This window comes from Variovorax sp. R-27, assembly GCF_049913215.1.
Classification (GTDB): Bacteria; Pseudomonadota; Gammaproteobacteria; order Burkholderiales; family Burkholderiaceae_C; genus Variovorax.
Map to the genome: position 1 here is coordinate 5,973,814 of NZ_CP183984.1, position 16,404 is coordinate 5,990,217.

The 16,404-nt window shown below is 67.5% G+C and carries 13 protein-coding genes; 1 reads left to right on the forward strand and 12 read right to left on the reverse strand.

All coding sequences use genetic code 11. The annotated features are described in order from the left end of the window. Positions 1–31: 31 nt before the first annotated feature. The 6 genes from ACN9MV_RS28030 to ACN9MV_RS28055 all read right to left on the reverse strand — a co-directional run bounded on the left by ACN9MV_RS28030 (position 32) and on the right by ACN9MV_RS28055 (position 4,745). The gene (locus tag ACN9MV_RS28030; RefSeq protein ID WP_093177416.1) at positions 32–778 is read right to left on the reverse strand and encodes a lysophospholipid acyltransferase family protein; all 747 of its coding nucleotides are present in this window, start codon (positions 776–778) and stop codon (positions 32–34) included. A 27-nt stretch (positions 779–805) separates the two neighbouring features. After that, entirely contained in the window at positions 806–2,089 is a 1,284-nt protein-coding gene (locus tag ACN9MV_RS28035) for a dihydroorotase (protein ID WP_426390432.1), read from the reverse strand. A gap of 139 nt (positions 2,090–2,228) precedes the next feature. Further along, positions 2,229–3,191, reverse strand: a complete 963-nt coding sequence (locus tag ACN9MV_RS28040) for an aspartate carbamoyltransferase catalytic subunit (RefSeq protein WP_093056625.1) — start codon at positions 3,189–3,191, stop codon at positions 2,229–2,231. Then, positions 3,191–3,688 (reverse strand): bifunctional pyr operon transcriptional regulator/uracil phosphoribosyltransferase PyrR, encoded by a 498-nt coding sequence (gene pyrR, locus ACN9MV_RS28045; RefSeq protein ID WP_426390433.1) that lies wholly within the window; start codon positions 3,686–3,688, stop codon positions 3,191–3,193. Before pyrR ends, ACN9MV_RS28040 begins: the two co-directional genes overlap by 1 nt. Then, complete coding sequence (gene ruvX / locus ACN9MV_RS28050; RefSeq protein WP_093056775.1) at positions 3,685–4,134, reverse strand: Holliday junction resolvase RuvX; 450 nt, start codon at positions 4,132–4,134, stop codon at positions 3,685–3,687. The genes pyrR and ruvX overlap by 4 nt, the downstream gene beginning before the upstream one ends. An 11-nt stretch (positions 4,135–4,145) precedes the next feature. Next, positions 4,146–4,745 carry a YqgE/AlgH family protein gene (locus tag ACN9MV_RS28055; RefSeq protein WP_093056627.1) on the reverse strand — a complete coding sequence of 200 codons (600 nt, stop codon included), beginning with the start codon at positions 4,743–4,745 and terminating at the stop codon, positions 4,146–4,148. On the opposite strand from ACN9MV_RS28055, the gene ACN9MV_RS28060 reads away from it, so the two are divergent. Beyond that, positions 4,746–6,245: a cryptochrome/photolyase family protein gene (locus ACN9MV_RS28060; RefSeq protein ID WP_426390434.1), complete on the forward strand. Its 1,500-nt coding sequence runs from the start codon at positions 4,746–4,748 to the stop codon at positions 6,243–6,245. It begins immediately after the preceding gene. Positions 6,246–6,299: 54 nt separating this feature from the next. Here the strand turns inward: ACN9MV_RS28060 and ACN9MV_RS28065 are convergent, their stop codons facing one another. The 6 genes from ACN9MV_RS28065 to ACN9MV_RS28090 all read right to left on the reverse strand — a co-directional run bounded on the left by ACN9MV_RS28065 (position 6,300) and on the right by ACN9MV_RS28090 (position 16,377). Beyond that, positions 6,300–12,413, reverse strand: coding sequence for an Hpt domain-containing protein (locus ACN9MV_RS28065; RefSeq protein ID WP_426390435.1), 6,114 nt, complete (start codon positions 12,411–12,413; stop codon positions 6,300–6,302). A gap of 34 nt (positions 12,414–12,447) precedes the next feature. After that, on the reverse strand, positions 12,448–14,763 hold the full coding sequence (locus ACN9MV_RS28070) for a methyl-accepting chemotaxis protein (protein ID WP_093056630.1): 2,316 nt from the start codon (positions 14,761–14,763) through the stop codon (positions 12,448–12,450). Positions 14,764–14,805: 42 nt separating this feature from the next. Beyond that, the gene (locus ACN9MV_RS28075; protein ID WP_093056631.1) at positions 14,806–15,339 is read right to left on the reverse strand and encodes a chemotaxis protein CheW; all 534 of its coding nucleotides are present in this window, start codon (positions 15,337–15,339) and stop codon (positions 14,806–14,808) included. Between the two features lie 19 nt (positions 15,340–15,358). Beyond that, positions 15,359–15,724, reverse strand: a complete 366-nt coding sequence (locus ACN9MV_RS28080) for a response regulator (RefSeq protein ID WP_093056632.1) — start codon at positions 15,722–15,724, stop codon at positions 15,359–15,361. Next, positions 15,724–16,122, reverse strand: a complete 399-nt coding sequence (locus ACN9MV_RS28085) for a response regulator (RefSeq protein WP_021012487.1) — start codon at positions 16,120–16,122, stop codon at positions 15,724–15,726. Before ACN9MV_RS28085 ends, ACN9MV_RS28080 begins: the two co-directional genes overlap by 1 nt. A gap of 84 nt (positions 16,123–16,206) precedes the next feature. Next, positions 16,207–16,377, reverse strand: a complete 171-nt coding sequence (locus ACN9MV_RS28090; RefSeq protein ID WP_007838397.1) for a rubredoxin — start codon at positions 16,375–16,377, stop codon at positions 16,207–16,209. Between the last annotated feature and the right edge of the window lie 27 nt (positions 16,378–16,404).

A 16,404-nucleotide genomic window follows, 5' to 3' on the forward strand; every position in this document is an offset into this window, starting at 1 on the left:
GCGCTCCCTCGAGGAGCGCTTTTTTTTGACTTCAGTGTGTTTCGCGGCGCAACTGCTGCACGTCTTCATGCAGCGACTGCGCCCAGGCGCGGCGCTCGCGGCCGTGCGGGTCCTGTGGCTCGCCGAAGCGCACGATGGCCAGCAGTGGCGGCGCGCGCAGGGTGTTCCACAGCGACGCGGCGAGGCTGTCGTCGTCGATGTAGCGCGGAGCCTGGCTGGTCTCGCCGGTAGCAGCATCGGCAAAGCGCAGCGCGGCGGGCAGTACGGGTGCACCCGAGGAAATGGCTGCCTGCAGCAGGTTGGCGTGGAACGGCAGCAGGCCGCGGCCGTCGCTGGTAGTGCCTTCGGGAAACACGCCGATCAGGTCGCCGTTGCGCAGTGCCTCGGTCATGTGGTGCACCACGCGCAGTGCGTCGCGGCGGCGTTCGCGCTCGATGTAGAGCGTGCCGGAGCCGTTGGAAAGCGTGCCGATCAGCGGCCAGTTCTTGACGTCCGACTTCGACACGAAGCGCACATGGCGTGCCGCATGGAGGCAGGTGATGTCGAGCCACGAGAGGTGATTGCAAATGAGCAGCACCGGCCCCTCGGGCGGCGGCGTGCCCTGCACCTTGAGCGTGATGCCCATGATCTCGAGCATGCGCTTCGACCATGCCTGCACGCGCGCATTGCGCTCTGCCTGCTCGAGGCTGGGAAAGGTGAAGCGAATCGTCCACCAGCCGACCAGCGCATGCCCCACCGCGTGCAGCAGGCGCCAGCAGGCTTTCAACGAATGAACCATCGGGGCGTCGTTCTTTCTTTCTGTCTGTCAGCCGTGCACGACCCGGCCCGCCACCAGCGTGTGCCGTGCGCGGCCCTGCATCGGATAGCCGGCGAACGGCGTGTGCTTGCCCTGGCTCTTGAGCGCATCGGGCAGCACCTGCCATTCGAGCCCGGGGTCGGCGATGCACAGGTCGGCCACGCCGCCTTCCACCAGGCGGCCGATACCGGTGCCCGCGTCTTCGACGGCCAGCAGGCGAGCGGGGGCGGAGGTGATGACCTCGATGGCGCGCGCGACGCCCGCGCCGCTGCGCTCGCCCCATTGCAGCGCGAGCGGCAGCAGCAGTTCGAGCCCGGTCGCGCCGGCTTCGCTCTCGGCAAAGGGCAGCGTCTTGGCGTCGGCCTCGACCGGCGTGTGGTCGGACACCAGCGCGTCGATGGTGCCGTCGGCCAGCGCGGCAGAAAGCGCCTCGCGGTCGCCTTGCTGGCGCAGCGGCGGGTTCAGGCGTGCACGGCTGTCGAAGTAGCCGATGTCGGTGTCGACCAGGTGCAGCGAGTTGATGCTGACGTCGCAGGTGAGCGGCAGGCCCTGCGCCTTGGCTTCGCGCACCAGCGCCACGCCGCGGGCGCTGGAGATGCGGCACAGGTGCACGCGTGCGCCGGTGGCCTTCATCAGCTCGAGGATGGTGAAGATGGCGATCGTCTCGGCCGACACGGGCACGCCCGCGAGGCCGAGCCGCGTGGCGAGCGGGCCGCTGGCCGCAACGCCCTTGCCGAGGTCGCGATCTTGCGGACGCAGCCACACGGTGTAGCCGAAGGTGCTGGCGTACGACAGCGCGCGCTGCAGCACCTGCGTGTCGGCCAGCGGCACGTCGGCCTGGCTGAAGCCGATGCAGCCGGCCTCGGTGAGCTCGGCCATCTCGGTCAGCACGCCGCCGGCGAGGTTGCGCGTGAGCGCGCCGAGCGGAAACAGGCGAGCGCACTGCAGCTTCTCGGCGCGGAACTTGAGCATCTCGACCAGGCCGGGTTCGTCGAGCACGGGGTCGGTGTCGGGCGGGCACACGAGACTGGTGACGCCGCCCGCAATGGCCGCGGCCATTTCGCTTTCGAGCATGCCTTCGTGTTCGTAGCCGGGCTCGCGCAGGCGCGCGGCAAGGTCGACGAGGCCAGGGGCGACGATGCAGCCCGCGGCATCGATGGTGCGCTCGGCCTTGAAACCGGCAGGGATGCTGCCGATGCCGGCGATCTTGCCGTCGGCGATGGCGATGTCGGCCTTCTTGTCGATGCCCGATGCAGGGTCGACGACGCGGCCGTTGGTAATGTGGATGTTCATGCGTCTGTACTTCCGGTGACAGTCATGGCCTTTTCGGGAAACACCGTGGAACCGGCTTTGCCGGGCCACTGGTGTTGCCCCCGGTAGGGGGTTGGCGAAGCGACACGAAGTGCGCGAAGACTGGGGGCGAGCAACATGTCTATGCTTCGTTACCTGCCACGATGCTCATGACGGCCATGCGAACCGCAATGCCGAAAGTGACCTGCGGGAGGATCACGCTCTGCTTGCCGTCGACCACGGCGGAGTCGATCTCCACGCCGCGGTTGATCGGGCCCGGGTGCATCACGATGGCGTCCGGCTTGGCCAGCTGCAGCTTCTCGGGCGTAAGGCCGAAGGTCTTGAAGAACTCTTGCGACGACGGCAGCAGCGCGCCGCTCATGCGCTCGTTCTGCAGGCGCAGCATGATGACGACGTCGCAGTCCTTGATGCCCTCTTCGAGCGTGTGGCACACGCGCACGCCCATGCCGGCCATGTCGCTCGGCACCAGCGTCTTCGGGCCCACCACGCGCACTTCGGCGCAGCCCAGCGTGGTGAGCGCATGGATGTCGGAGCGCGCCACGCGCGAGTGCAGCACGTCGCCGACGATGGCGACCGTGAGGTTCGAGAAGTCTTTCTTGTAGTGGCGGATCGTGTACATGTCGAGCAGCCCCTGCGTCGGGTGCGCGTGGCGGCCGTCGCCGGCGTTCACCACGTGCACGTGCGGCGCCACGTGCTGCGCGATCAGGTACGGCGCGCCCGACTCGCTGTGGCGCACCACGAACAGGTCGGCGGCCATCGCGCTCAGGTTGGCGATGGTGTCGAGCAGCGATTCGCCCTTGGTGGCCGAGGAGCGCGCGATGTCGAGGTTGATGACATCGGCCGAGAGGCGCTTGGCCGCGATCTCGAAGGTGGTGCGGGTGCGGGTGCTGTTCTCGAAGAACAGGTTGAACACGCTCTTGCCGCGCAGCAGAGGCACCTTCTTCACCTCGCGGTCGCTCACGCTCGTGAAGTTGGCGGCGGTGTCGAGGATGTGCGTGACGATGTCCTTGGGCAGGCCTTCGATCGACAGCAGGTGGATCAGCTCGCCGTTCTTGTTGAGCTGCGGATTTCGCTTGTAGAGCATTACTTGCTTTCCTCCACCTTGAGGCTGAAGGCGCCGTCTGCGGCGCGGGCCAGGGCAAGCAGTTGGGTGTTCGGCAGCGTGAGCGTGGTGGCGGCGAAGTCGGCGGCCACGGGCAGTTCGCGTCCGCCCCGGTCCACCAGCACCGCCAGGCGCACGCTGGCGGGGCGACCGAAGTCGAACAGCTCGTTGAGCACCGCTCGGATGGTGCGGCCGGTGTAGAGCACGTCGTCGAGCAGCAGCACGTCGGTGCCGTTCACGTCGAAGGGCAGCACGGTCTGCGCGCTGGCCGAGAGGCCGCGGCGCGCGAAGTCGTCACGGTGCATGGCCGACGAGATGACGCCGGGGGCGCCGCTCAGGCCCAGGTCTTTCTGCAGGCGCTCGACCAGCCAGGCGCCGCCGGAGGTGATGCCGACCAGCCTGGTTTCAGGGCGCACCAGCGTCTTAACGCCGGCAAGCAGCTTGGTGTAGAGCGCTTCGGCATCGGGAATTGAACTCACGTGAGACTCCTCAAGAATTGCTCCAGGATGATGCAGGCCGAGGCAGCATCGGCATCGCGCGCGCCGGAGGCCAGCGCCTCGGTGGTGCTGTAGCGCTCGTCGACCTCGAACACCTGGAGGTTGAAACGGCCGCGCAGCTGGCGCGCGAACTTCTGCGCGCGGCGGGTGTTCTCGTGCGGGGCGCCGTCGGGGTGGTAGGGCACGCCGATCACCAGGGCGTCGGGCTGCCATTCCTTGATGCGCGCCTCGACCTGCGCGAAGCGGGCGTCGCCCTCGGCCTTGATGGTGGGCTGGGGGGTGGCCGTCTGCAGCAGCCGGTTGCCGCTGGCCACGCCCGTGCGCTTCAGGCCGAAATCGAAGGCCAGGAAGGTCTGGAAATGGGCTGGGACGGGAACGGCAGCAGCGGGAACGGAAGAAGAAGCAGTGGGAGCGGGAGCGTCTGGCATGGCGGCTGCGCTCATGCGTGTCCGGCGTCCGGCGACAATTTCCACGCCTCGAGGCCCAGCAGCAGCAGTGCCCTGTCGTAGCGCTGCTCGATCGGGGTGTCGAAGATCACGGCCGGGTCGGCGCCCACGGTAAGCCAGCTGTTTTCGGCCAGTTCCGATTCGAGCTGGCCTTCGCCCCAGGCCGCATAGCCCAGCGAAACCAGCACCTTGCGCGGGCCCGCGCCGGTGGCCAGGGCCTCCAGCACGTCCTTGGAGGTGGTCATTTCGAGCCCGCCGGGGATGGTCATGGTCGAGGCGTAGACCGATTCCTCGGGCTTCTCGGCCTGGGTGAAGACCGGCTCGTGCAGCACGAAGCCGCGTTCGGTCTGCACCGGGCCGCCCTGGAAGACGGGAGCTTCGCCCAGCTCGGGGCGGGCCAGGTGGAGCTCGATCTTCTCGAACAGCACCCTCAGGTTGATGTCGCTGGGTTTGTTGATTACCAGGCCGAGCGCACCGCGCTCGCTGTGTTCGCAGAGGTACACGACGCTGCGGTTGAAAGTTTTGTCTTCCATCCCGGGCATCGCTATCAAAAAGTGATGCGTAAGGTTCATCGGGGCAGAATCGGCGGCCATATGCCTCCGATTTTACTGGCCGTTGACAAGACCTATCCCAAAGGGCTCATGTGGTTCCGCCGGGATCTCCGGGTGGACGACAACGCGGCCCTGTATCGCGCGCTGCGGGCCTGCCGCCAGGTGGTCTGCGTTTTCGTCTTCGACAAGGCCATCCTCGACGCCCTGCCCACGGTCGACCGCCGGGTCGAATTCATCCGCGAATCGCTGGTGGAGCTCGAGGCCGAGCTGCGCGCGCTGGGCGGCGGGCTGATCGTGCGGCATGCCGCGGCGGTGCAGGAAATTCCGGCGCTGGCACGCGAACTCGGCGTACAGGCGGTATTTGCCAACCGCGACGACGAGCCCGACGCGCTGGAGCGCGACGCCAAGGTGTTCGGCGCGCTGGCCAATGCCGGCGTGACCTTCCACACCTACAAAGACTCCACCGTCTTCGACCGCGACGAGGTCATGACCAAGACCGACCAGCCTTACACGGTGTTCACGCCCTACAAGCGGGCCTGGCTGGCGAAGGTCGATGCGTTCTTCCTCAAGTCGTACCCGGTGCGCAGCCACGCCGACGCGCTGGCGCCCTCGCCACAGGCCTACGGGGAGCCGGTGCCGACGCTGCGGGAGATCGGCTTCGAGAAGAGCAACCTCTCGGCGCTGGAAATTCCCACGGGCACGCGCGGCGCGGGCCTGCTGTTCGAGGATTTCTTCGAGCGCATCGACCGCTACCACGAGGCGCGCGACTTCCCTGCGGTGCGCGGGCCCAGCTACATGGGCGTGCACCTGCGTTTCGGCACGGTGTCGATCCGTCAGATGGCCAGCCTGGCGCACCAGCTCTCGCTGCAGGGCAACCCCGGGGCGGCGACCTGGCTGAGCGAGCTGATCTGGCGCGAGTTCTACTTCCAGATCCTGGTGCACTTTCCGCACGTGCACAGGGGCGGCGAGTCGAAGAGCTTCCGGCCCGAGTACGACAAGATCGCCTGGCACCACGGCAAGCACGCCGACCAGCTGTTCGACGCCTGGTGCCAGGGCCGCACCGGCTACCCGCTGGTGGACGCGGCCATGCTGCAGATCAACCAGAGCGGCTACATGCACAACCGCCTGCGCATGGTGGTGGCGAGCTTCCTGTGCAAAGACCTGGGGCTGGACTGGCGGCGCGGCGAGGCCTACTTCGCGCTGCACCTGAACGACTTCGAGCTGGCGTCGAACAACGGCGGCTGGCAGTGGGCCAGTTCGAGCGGCTGCGACGCGCAGCCCTACTTCCGCATCTTCAACCCGGTGACGCAGAGCGAGCGCTTCGACCCCGAGGGCAAGTTCATCCGCCGCTACCTGCCACAGCTGGCGGGGCTGTCGAATGCGGCGATCCATGCGCCGTGGATGGCGTCGCCGGTGGAGCTGGAGGCGGCCGGCATCAAGCTCGGCGAGACGTACCCGAAGCCGGTGGTGGACCATGCGGAGGCACGCGAGAAGACGCTGCAGCGCTACGGCGTGGCGCGGGCGAAGGCACTGCAGAAATAGAAATAGAAAAGGGCCCGAAGGCCCTTTTCTTTGTCGCTGCCTGAAAACCGCGCGTCAGGCGGCGGCAGCCAGCGTCGTCGACTCGCTCGTGTACGCACGCACCAGGCGCAGCAGTTCCTCTTCCGAGTACGGCTTGCCGAGGTAGTGGTTCACGCCCAGCGTGCGCGCGTAGTCGCGGTGCTTCTCGGCGATGCGCGAGGTGATCATGATGATCGGCAGCTCGGCCAATGCGGCGTCGGCGCGGATGTTGCGGGCCAGGTCGAAGCCGTCCATGCGCGGCATCTCGATGTCCGACAGCACCACCGCCGGGCGTTCCTGCTGCAGCCGTTCGAGCGCCTGCAGGCCGTCGGCCGCGAGCGACACGCGATAGCCTTCGCGCTGCAGCAGACGCTGCGTGACGCGGCGCACGGTGATGGAGTCGTCCACCACCAGCACCAGCGGAATCTGCGGTGCCACCGGGGCCAGCACCGGCAACGGCTCCTGCGGTGCGCCACCCTGCTCGGCCGTGGCCGATGCGGCATGCGCCGGCGCCACCAGCGCGGCGGCCTGGCGCTCGCGCGCCTGTTCGCCGTGCACCGCGGCCAGCGCCACCGGGTTGTAGATCAGCGCCACCGCGCCCGAAGCCAGCACCGAGATGCCGGCCAGGCCGGGCAGCCGCGCGAGCTGCGGGCCGAGGTTCTTGACCACGACTTCCTGGTTGCCCAGCACTTCGTCCACGTGCAGGGCCACGCGCTGCGCGGCGCTTCGCACGACCACGATCGTGTTGTTCTTGGCGCCCGCATGCTCGCTGCGGGTCGAGGCCTGCAGCAGCGCGCCGGCCCAGTAGAACGGCACCTGTTCGTGGCCGAAGGGATGGCTGTTGTGCAGGTAGGCGGCCTCGAGGTCGGTTCCGCCCACGCGCTGCACCAGTTCCACCAGGTTCGACGGCACGCCGATCGACACCTCGCCCGCGCGCAGCATCACCACGTGCGTCACGGCGGTGGTCAGCGGCAGCACCAGCTTGAAGGTGGTGCCCTGGCCCGGATTGCTATGCGTTTCGATGCGGCCGCCGAGCGCCGCGATCTGCGCGCGCACCACGTCCATGCCGATGCCGCGGCCGGCCAGTTCGGAGACCTGGCCCGCCGTCGAGAAGCCGGGCTTGAAGATCAGCTCGGTGGCTTCTTCGGCCGACAGCTCCTGGTCGTGGCCGAGCAGGCCGAGGGCGCGGGCGCGCTCGGCGATGCGCTTGTTGTCGAGGCCGGCGCCGTCGTCGCGGAAGCTCACCGAGACGTCGTTGCCTTCATGGTGCAGGTCGATGACGATCAGGCCGCTGGCATCCTTGCCGGCCTTCTCGCGCACGGCCGAATCCTCGATGCCGTGGGCCACGCAGTTGCGCAGCAAGTGCTCGAAGGCGGGCGTCATGCGGTCCAGCACGCCGCGGTCCATTTCGATGGAGCCGCCGACGATGTCCAGGCGCACCTGCTTGCCGGTGTCCTTCGAGGCCTGGCGCACCACGCGGTAGAGGCGGTCGGAGATGCCTTCGAACTCCACCATGCGCGTGCGCAGCAGGCCGCGCTGCAGTTCGCGCGTCTGGCGTGCCTGCACGCTGAGGTCGTCTTCCGTCGCCTGCACCGTCTTTTGCAGCGTGCGCTGCACGGTGGCCACGTCGTTCACCGACTCGGCCATCATGCGCGTGAGTTCCTGCACGCGGGTGAAGCGGTCGAACTCCAGCGGGTCGAAGCCCTGCTGCGAGTCCTTGGCTTGCGCCAGGCGGGACTGCATCTGGCTTTCGGCCTGCACTTCGATGTCGCGCAGCTGCTGGCGCAGGCGGTCCAGGTTGCCCGTGAGGTCGGACAGCGAGCCGCGCAGCTGGCCCAGTTCGGCCTCCAGGCGCGAACGCGTGATGATGACCTCGCCGGTCTGCGCGACCAGGCGGTCGAGCAGCTGGGTGCGGATGCGTACGGCCTGGCCCGTTGCGGCACGCAGGGGCGTGAGCAGTGCGGGCGCGGGGCGCGGTTGCAGCGTCGTGGGTGCGGCCGGTGCGGCAGCGACGGATTCTTCGTCTTCCAGGCTCGCCACGGGGGTGGCGGTTTCGTCGTTCGCCGGCACGCCGGCTTCGGGCGCCACCTGTAGCAGCTGGGCGGCGGATGCGGTCGCGGTGGCCGCGGCTACGATCTGGGCCAGCTCGACCTGCGTGGCATCGTCGGCCGCGCGCAGTGCGTCGAAGGTGGCCTGCAGGGCGTCGAGGCGCGTCAGCAGCTTTTCGATGTCGGCCCGTTCCGCGCCCTGGGAGCCCAGGACTTCGATCTCGGACTCCATGCGGTGCGCGCGCTCGCCAAGGCGCATGGCGCCGGCCAGTCGTGCGCTGCCCTTGAGCGTGTGCAGCGTGCGCAGCACCGAGGCGCGCGGCGCGCTGTCGTCGGGGTGATGCGCCCATTGGCGCAGTGCCTCGCCGAGCTGGGGCAGCAGTTCGGCCGCCTCTTCCTCGAAGATCGGGAACAGGTCGACGTCGACCGCGTCGGCCAGGTCGATGGCGTCTTCGGAATCGTCCAGCGCCACGTCGGCGACGGAATCGCTGACCACCACCTGCTGCAGCGGCCGAACTTCGGCGCGCATGGCAACTTCGGTCGGCATCGGCGAATTGGCGATGTCGCGCAGTGCCTGCAGCGTGCCTTCGGCCGGATCACGCAGGAAGCCGACGGCGAACTGGTGCAGCAGGCGACGCAGCTCGTCGGCCGCGGCCACCAGCACCATGCCCTGCTCACGCGTGCCGCTGCCCTGCATCTGCAGATGCTGAAGCGCGGCTTCGAACAGGCGGGCCATGCCCGACAGGCTGTGGAAGCCGACCGTGGCCGAGCTGCCGGCCAGCGAGTGGGCCAGCGCAACGGTCGAGTCGGGCAGGCGTTCGTGCGATTCGAGCGCCCATTCGCCGACGTCGGTGGCGAGCTGGCGCGACCATTCGTCGGCCTCGTTGAGGTAGACGTTGTAGAGCTGGATGCCGATGCGCAGCGGGCCGATGACCTTGACCTGGTCTTCGGCGCTTTCCTGCTGCGCGGCTGGCGCAGCGGCCACGACGGGTTCGGGCGCTTCTGCTTCTGTTGCTTTGTCGGCAACGAAGATCTGCGGTTCTTCGGGCACCGGGGGTGCTTCGAAGATGGGCACGAGCACTTCTTCGGCAACCGCCGGGGCGGGCAGTTCGGGCTCGGGCTCCGGCTCTGCTTCAGCCACCGGTTGCGGCTCGGGTGCGGCGACCGGCTCTTCCGGTTCTTCTTCGTGCAGCGGCAGCGCCGCGGCTTCGATGACTTCGGGCTCGGCTGCAACAACGGCAGCAGCCTGCACGGGCAGCGGCTCGGGCTCCCAGTCCAGGTCGGGCAGGCCGGCCGTGGTCGGCACGGTGGCCTCGATCGATTCGATGACTGGAGCGGGCTCTGCCGGCTCCGGTTCGGCGGCCGCTGGTGTCTTCGCAGGGGGCGCCAGGAAATCGAACTCCTCGCCGCTCGGCAAGGCTTCCAGCGCTGCAGGCTCGGTGGTCTGCTTCGCTTCGAAATCGATGAAGTCGGTCGATGCGAAATCGTCGTCGGGCTCGGGCGTGACAGCCTTCTCGGGCTCCTGCCATGCCACAGTTTCGAACGGCACCTCGGGTGCCGCAGCCGGTGCGGGAGCTTCCGAGGTAAGCGACAGGTCCGGCAAATCGGGCAATTGCAGGGGCGGCAGCTGCGCCGCAACCTCGAGCGGCGCTGGCGCGGAATGAGGCGCTTCGGCCGCGATGTGGCGCGCGGCGACCGCCAGGGCCTCCGCATCGGCCACGCGCACCGGCGGGGGCACGGGCTCGCCGGCCAGCAGCGCGTTGGCCACGCGGCTGAACGGTGCCGACTGCCAGCCGTGCGCGGAGCCCGAGGCAATGGCCTCGACCCACTGGCTGAAGTCCTTCATCGTGCGTTCGGTGGCCGACAGCAGTTCCGGCGTGGCGGCGCGCTGGTCGGCCAGCCAGGTGTTGAGTACCTGTTCGAGCGACCAGGCGGCGTCGCCGAAGTCGGTGAGGCCGACCATGCGCGAGCTGCCCTTGAGCGTGTGGAAGGCACGACGCAGGATCGTGAGCTCTTCGGTGTCGTCCGGGTAGCTGGCGAGTTCGGCGATGGCGGCCAGGCCGTTCTGCACCACCTCGCGGGCTTCGTCGAGGAAGATGTTCTGCAGGTCGTCTTCTTCGAGCTCGGTGACTTCGGTGTCGGGCAGCGCGGACGGACCGGAAATCTTGTTCGTCCAGCTGTCGGCCTTGCTGCTGAACTCCTCGATCGGCGAAACCTTGGCCTTGCGGTTGGGCGTGGCGAGCGCGGCGAGCTTCGAGGCGATCTGTGCGTCGACTTCCTCGATGCTGAGCACGGCCTGGGCGACCGGAGCCGGGCTCGGGGCGGCGCCGTCGGCAGCAGTGCTGTCGGTGGCCTGGCGGCCCATCAGCGGCTTGAGTTCGCCGGCTTCGGCGTCGAACACGAACAGGCGCTTGGCCAATGCGGGCTGGTAGCCCAGCATGTCGATCAGGAAGCCGAGCGCGCCGAGGTTGTTGCCCAGCGCGTCGAAGCCGGCCATTTCTTCGGCCGGCGAGGTGCTGACGAGCATCGCCTCGACGTCATCGCGCATGCGCTGAACGGTGAGCGCGGCCTGGTCGAGGCCGAGCACGGAGAACACACCGCGCATCTGCAGGAGCTGCGTCGGCACTGTGCGCAGCAGGCCCTTTTCGGCCGGGCGGCGGAAATACTGGTCGAGCGATTTCTCGAGTTCGCTCAGGTGGCTGCGCAGCTCGTCGACCACGGTGCCCATGGTCTGGCGGTCGCTCACGCGGCGGTAGAGGTCTTCCATCCACGGCTCAAGCGGCTCGGAATGGCCGCCCGCGCGCACGCGTTCGATGCGGCCCGCCAGCTGCAGGGTGCGCGAGGTGAGCTGCGGATCGCTCGGGTCGAGGTCTTCGAGCGCGGCTTCCAGGTAGAGCACCGAGGTGGCGACTTCCATCGCGAGTTCGGTGCCCGGGGCCTGGCCGGAACGCACGGAGGCTTCGACCGAATGGGTCAGCGCCTGCACCATCGGCAGGCTCGGCGGGTGCAGCTTCTGCAGCGATTCGCCGAGCTGCGCGAAGGTGTCGGCCACCTGGCGCGTGCGGGTGATGTCGCCGCCCGAGAGGCCCGACCACATTTCCTTGGCGGTCTCGATACGCTTGCGCGCTTGTTGCAGCACCAGCGGATCGAAGCGGCCGAACTGCTCGACGGTGTAGTCGATGCGCTGTTCGCCGGCGATGCCCCAGGCGCTGCGCACGGTGCGCAGTGTGGCGGCGTCGTCGCTGGCGGTGGGCACGGCCTGCGCGCAGAAGAACAACAGGTCTTGTCCGAGACGGTCGGACACGAGGCTGTCGCCGCGCGCGAGCGTGGCGTACTGCAGCAGCACGCGCGAGGCGGCGCGCTTGACGTAGGAATCGGGCGTGATCAGCCCGGTGGCCAGGGCTTCGAAAAAGCCGGCGGCCAGGGTCCAGAAGCTGGCGACGCGGGGCAGCAATGCGCCGCGGCCGAGCCCCAGGCACAGCGCATGCAGCCGCCGGGCGGCCTGCACGTCGCCGGTCTTGACCAGTTGCAGCACTTCGCGGTCGAGCTTCGAGCGCACGGTCGGGTCATAGGCGATGGCGGCCTGCGTCAGCGCGGGCTTGACCTCTACCCAGCGCCAGGCGGTGCTCCACAGGTCGGCCGGGTGAACGCGCTCGTTGCCGACGAGCTCCAGCACGTCGCGGTACTGGGGAAACAGCGCCACCGACGACACGGGCTTGCCGGCCAGCAGGGCGTTGAGGAAATCGGTGACGGCGAAGCCGGCACGCTCGATCTTGACCACCGCGGCGTCGGTGCAGCGCTGCGGTTCGGCGATGAAGCCCTGCACCGCGAACTCGATGGCGCCGAGCACCAGCGCGGGCGAGGAATGCCCCACCATCTGGAGCGCGCCAACGGCCTGGTGCAGTTGCTGGCGGGCCATCTGCAGCGGGCCGGCCTCAGGCTCGGCTGCGGCGTCCACGTCGCGCACGAAGCGCCGCAGCGACTTGCCTACACCGTCGAGGGATTTCTGGATTTCTCCCAGCACCCAGGCCAGCGGCCCGAGGTCTTCGGTGGCCGGCACATTGCCGGCGAGGGGGGCCGTGGCAGGGGTTTGAATCGACACGTTGGGTGCTCGCCGTTCTTATCTATCTTGTGGGTCAGGCAATCTTGAAACGAGCCACCGAACGACGCAGTTCTTCGGCCATCTGCGACAGTTCGCGCACCTGCTGAGCGGTGGTGCGCGTACCTTCTCCGGTCTGTTCCGTCACGGCAAAAATGTGCTGGATGTTCGCGGCCACCACGTTGGCCGAATCGGCTTCGCGGGAGGCGGATTGCGAAATCTGCTCAATCAGGTCAGCGAGTCGGCGCGACACGCGGTCGATCTCGGACAGCGCGGTACCCGCGTTGTCGGACAGCTTGGCCCCTTCGACCACACCCTGCGTGGAGCGCTCCATGGCGCCCACGGCATCCTGCGTGTCGGTCTGAATCGCCTTCACCAGCGCCGAGATCTGGCGCGTGGCGTCTGCGGAGCGTTCGGCCAGTCGCTGAACTTCTTCCGCCACCACCGAGAAGCCTCGCCCGGCTTCACCGGCCGATGCGGCCTGGATGGCTGCGTTCAGGGCCAGCACGTTCGTCTGTTCGGTAATGTCCGAGATCAGCTCGGTGATTTCGCCAATCTCCTGCGAGGATTCGCCCAGGCGCTTGATCCGCTTGGAGGTTTCCTGGATCTGGTCGCGGATGGAGTTCATGCCGCCGATGGCGTTCTGCACGGCCTGCAGACCCGAGGATGCAGCCTGCAGCGACTGGCGCGCCACCGTGGCGGACTCTTGCGCCTGGGTAGACACGCCGTTGATTCGCTCGGCCATGGTCAGCACCGACTGGCCGGTTTCGCGAATTTCGCGCAGCTGTTCGGTCGAGGCGGCCAGCAGCTCGGTCGAGGTGCTTTCCACCTGCGACGTCGTCTGCGCCACGCGGGTAGCCGTGTTCTGCACGTTGCCCACCAGCAGTCGCAGTTCTTCCACCGTGTAGTTCACCGAGTCGGCGATGGCGCCGGTGATGTCCTCGGTCACGGTTGCTTCCTGCGTCAGGTCGCCTTCGGCCACTGTCTGCAGTTCGTTCATCAGCCGAAGAATGGCGGCCTGGTTGGCGTTGTTCACGCGGCCGGCTTCGTCGGAAGCCTGTTCGGCAGCCAGACGTTCGCGTTCGGCGACGGCGGCACGTTCACGGCCTTCGCGCACCTGCACGAAACCGATGGCGCCAGCGAGTGCCAGGGCGGCCAGCGACAGCACGAACAGCAGCACGATGGTGCCGGCGCCCAGGCCGGTGCGTGCGGAGAGCTTTTCCTGCAGGTCGCCGAGCGACTTACGCAGCGGCTCGCTGTCGGTCAGGATGGAAGCCTGCGCTTCACGCGCAGCCACCAGGCCCTGCAGGTTGCCCAGAATGGCCGAAGCCTGTGTGCGCATCTGCTCGTAGGTCTTCAGGATGGCTTCGAGCTGCTGGCGGGTCTGCGGGTCTTTCGAGCCGGGGAAGCGCTGCTGCGCGTTGCCGTCGAGCAGGCCGCGGGTGGTTTCCTGGAAGGTGTTCAGGTCCTTGCCCAGCAGGAACACGGCGTCGGGGTTCACGCCCTCGACCGTGAAGAACTCGTTGGTCGACTTGCCGATGCGCTGCGTCAGCATCACGAGCTGGCCGGCGGCCGAGATTTCAGGCAGCGTGGCGTTCTGCTGCATCTTCAGCGACGCGACGGTTTCCGTCATTTCGAGCAGAGTGGACGACTGCTGGTTGATGTCGCGCAGAGCGGCGCCCACCTGCGTCAGGATCTGGCGCTGGGCCAGCACGGCCTTGGCGCTGGCGTCGGCGCGGGTGACGAGAGGATTGATCTTGTTCATCTCCTCGTCGTACTGGTTGCCCACGCGCTCCAGGCGCAACGAGTCGTCGCCGTTGGTCAGGCCCTGCACGCGGCGCGAGAGGTCGTCGGCGCTGTCCTTCACTTCGACGAACGCCGAGGCGCTGCCGACGAGGGCCTGCGAGATCGACTTGGCAAGACGCTGCGACTGCATCAGCGACTGGCCGGTGGCCGCCACCTGCTGCGCCAGGCGTTCCGCGCGAAGAATGGCGGAGCCGGCAACCAGCAGCAGCAACAGCACCACGACGGCCAGCAGGATGGCCAGGATCCGCTGCTGCCTCGCCGGGTTGGAGCCCGCGCGGCCGCCGGTGGTGTCGGGCGCCGCTTCGGCAACCGTGGCGCCCGGCTCGTTGGCGGCGTCGCCGCCGCCGCCCGGCAGGTCGAGCTCGCCGAAGCTGGTGTCCGTGGTCACGGCACCTTTCCTGGCGAGGCGCACGGTTTTCTCGTCCGGAACCTGGACGGTATCGACATCGTCAAGCGATATCGTGGAACCGGAGCCATCGACGCGGGCCTTGTCGTTCCCGTTGTTCACGGGCAGTAATTTCTTGAACTTGTCGGCGATCGAGCTCACGGTCGGTCCTTCAGGTGGTTTCCGGTACGGCGTGCGGGAGCACTACGCACCAATACTCAAAAACTGGGGTTGCTGCGAAAGCGCTTGCAGGTTGACTTCCTGCCAGCGCTCCCCCGCTGCATCGGTAAACAGATGCCCATGCCAGGCAGGTGCTTCTGCGCCAGGAGGCTCGGACGCCGTGAAGGCCTCCGCCCCCCGCAACCCCGCCAGTCGATCGACCAGCAATGCGCAGTTGACTTCGAGCAGCTCGTTGAAAGCAACGAGCCGCGACTGGATGCGCGCCGCCTCGGTGGCGGCCAGCGCGACCGGGACGCCGGAGGCGAATGCCGACAGCTGCACGACGCCATAGAGGCCGCCGCGAAGGTTGGCAACGCCGAGGAACCACGGCTCCGTGTAGGGCACGGGCTGTGGCGGCGTCCAGGGAAAGATTTCGCCGGCGTGTCCCAGCGGAAAGAGGTATTTGCCCTCGCCCGCCTCGACCGCCAGCCACGTGGCAGCCACGCCCGTCGTGCGAGCGGCCTGCAGGCGGCTCGCCAACCGGGACTGGAAGGCTCTCAGAGCATCGCGATTCGCCATGGACTCGGCAGGCTTTCGCTCAGTTCAGCGCGCTGATCTTGGACATCAGGTCGGCTGCGTTGACCGGCTTCACGATGTAGTCGCGTGCGCCCTGGCGCATGCCCCAGACGCGGTCGGTTTCCTGGTTCTTGCTGGTGCACAGGATGATCGGGATCGCCGCGTACTTCGGGTCGCGGGCAATGGCGCGCGTGAGCTGGAAGCCGTTCTGGCCGGGCATCACGACGTCCATGAGGATCAGGTCGGGGTGGTCTTCTTCCAGGCGGCGCATGGCGTCGTCGGCGTTTTCAGCCGTCTTGACGGCAAAGCCGTTCTTCTGGAGGAGGTCGGTCAGGAACACCAGTTCCGTCTTGGAGTCGTCGACGACGAGGATTTTGCGAATAGGCATTACTGCACTTCCTGTTGAACGATGCCAAACTGCTGCACGGCCTGCAGCAGCTGGTCTTTGGTGAAAGGCTTGGTCAGGTAGTCTTGCGATCCGACCATACGGCCGCGGGCCTTGTCGAATACACCGTCTTTCGAAGACAGCATGACGACCGGAACGTTGGAAAAATGGGCGTTGCGCTTGATGATGGCGCAGGTCTGGTAGCCGTCGAGCCGCGGCATCAGGATGTCGCAGAAAATCAGATGCGGCTTGTGGTCGTTAACCTTGGAGAGCGCGTCGAAGCCGTCCTCCGCAAGAAGAACCTCGTGCCCACCCTGCTTCAGAAAAATCTCGGCACTGCGCCGGATGGTATTGCTGTCGTCGATGACAAGCACCTTGTAACCTGATCCATTCGGGCCCATTGCAAACGCTCCTGCTCATGAGACTTGGAAGCCCGCCGCGCCGAACATCGACGCAGACCGCGTAGCTCTATCTATGCCATGCTTTCAGATTTCAACCATTTCGAAGTCTTCCTTGCGCGCACCGCACTCAGGACAGGTCCAGTTCATCGGCACATCGGCCCAGGCCGTGCCTGCCGCGATGCCGTCTTCCGGTACACCAACCGCTTCGTCATAGATCCACCCACAAATCAGGCACATCCAAGTTTTCGTATTCATCGGAGCTTAAAGTCCTTGTTCATTAAA

What these genes read in the sequence shown, in the direction of transcription:
- ACN9MV_RS28040 (WP_093056625.1), bottom strand. Translation starts at nt 3,191, where the DNA reads ATGCTCTACAAGCGAAATCCGCAGCTCAACAAGAACGGCGAGCTGATC.
- ACN9MV_RS28060 (WP_426390434.1), top strand. Translation starts at nt 4,746, where the DNA reads ATGCCTCCGATTTTACTGGCCGTTGACAAGACCTATCCCAAAGGGCTC.
- ruvX (WP_093056775.1), bottom strand. Translation starts at nt 4,134, where the DNA reads ATGCCAGACGCTCCCGCTCCCACTGCTTCTTCTTCCGTTCCCGCTGCT.
- ACN9MV_RS28090 (WP_007838397.1), bottom strand. Translation starts at nt 16,377, where the DNA reads ATGAATACGAAAACTTGGATGTGCCTGATTTGTGGGTGGATCTATGAC.
- ACN9MV_RS28085 (WP_021012487.1), bottom strand. Translation starts at nt 16,122, where the DNA reads ATGGGCCCGAATGGATCAGGTTACAAGGTGCTTGTCATCGACGACAGC.
- ACN9MV_RS28055 (WP_093056627.1), bottom strand. Translation starts at nt 4,745, where the DNA reads ATGGCCGCCGATTCTGCCCCGATGAACCTTACGCATCACTTTTTGATA.
- ACN9MV_RS28075 (WP_093056631.1), bottom strand. Translation starts at nt 15,339, where the DNA reads ATGGCGAATCGCGATGCTCTGAGAGCCTTCCAGTCCCGGTTGGCGAGC.
- ACN9MV_RS28030 (WP_093177416.1), bottom strand. Translation starts at nt 778, where the DNA reads ATGGTTCATTCGTTGAAAGCCTGCTGGCGCCTGCTGCACGCGGTGGGG.
- ACN9MV_RS28080 (WP_093056632.1), bottom strand. Translation starts at nt 15,724, where the DNA reads ATGCCTATTCGCAAAATCCTCGTCGTCGACGACTCCAAGACGGAACTG.
- ACN9MV_RS28035 (WP_426390432.1), bottom strand. Translation starts at nt 2,089, where the DNA reads ATGAACATCCACATTACCAACGGCCGCGTCGTCGACCCTGCATCGGGC.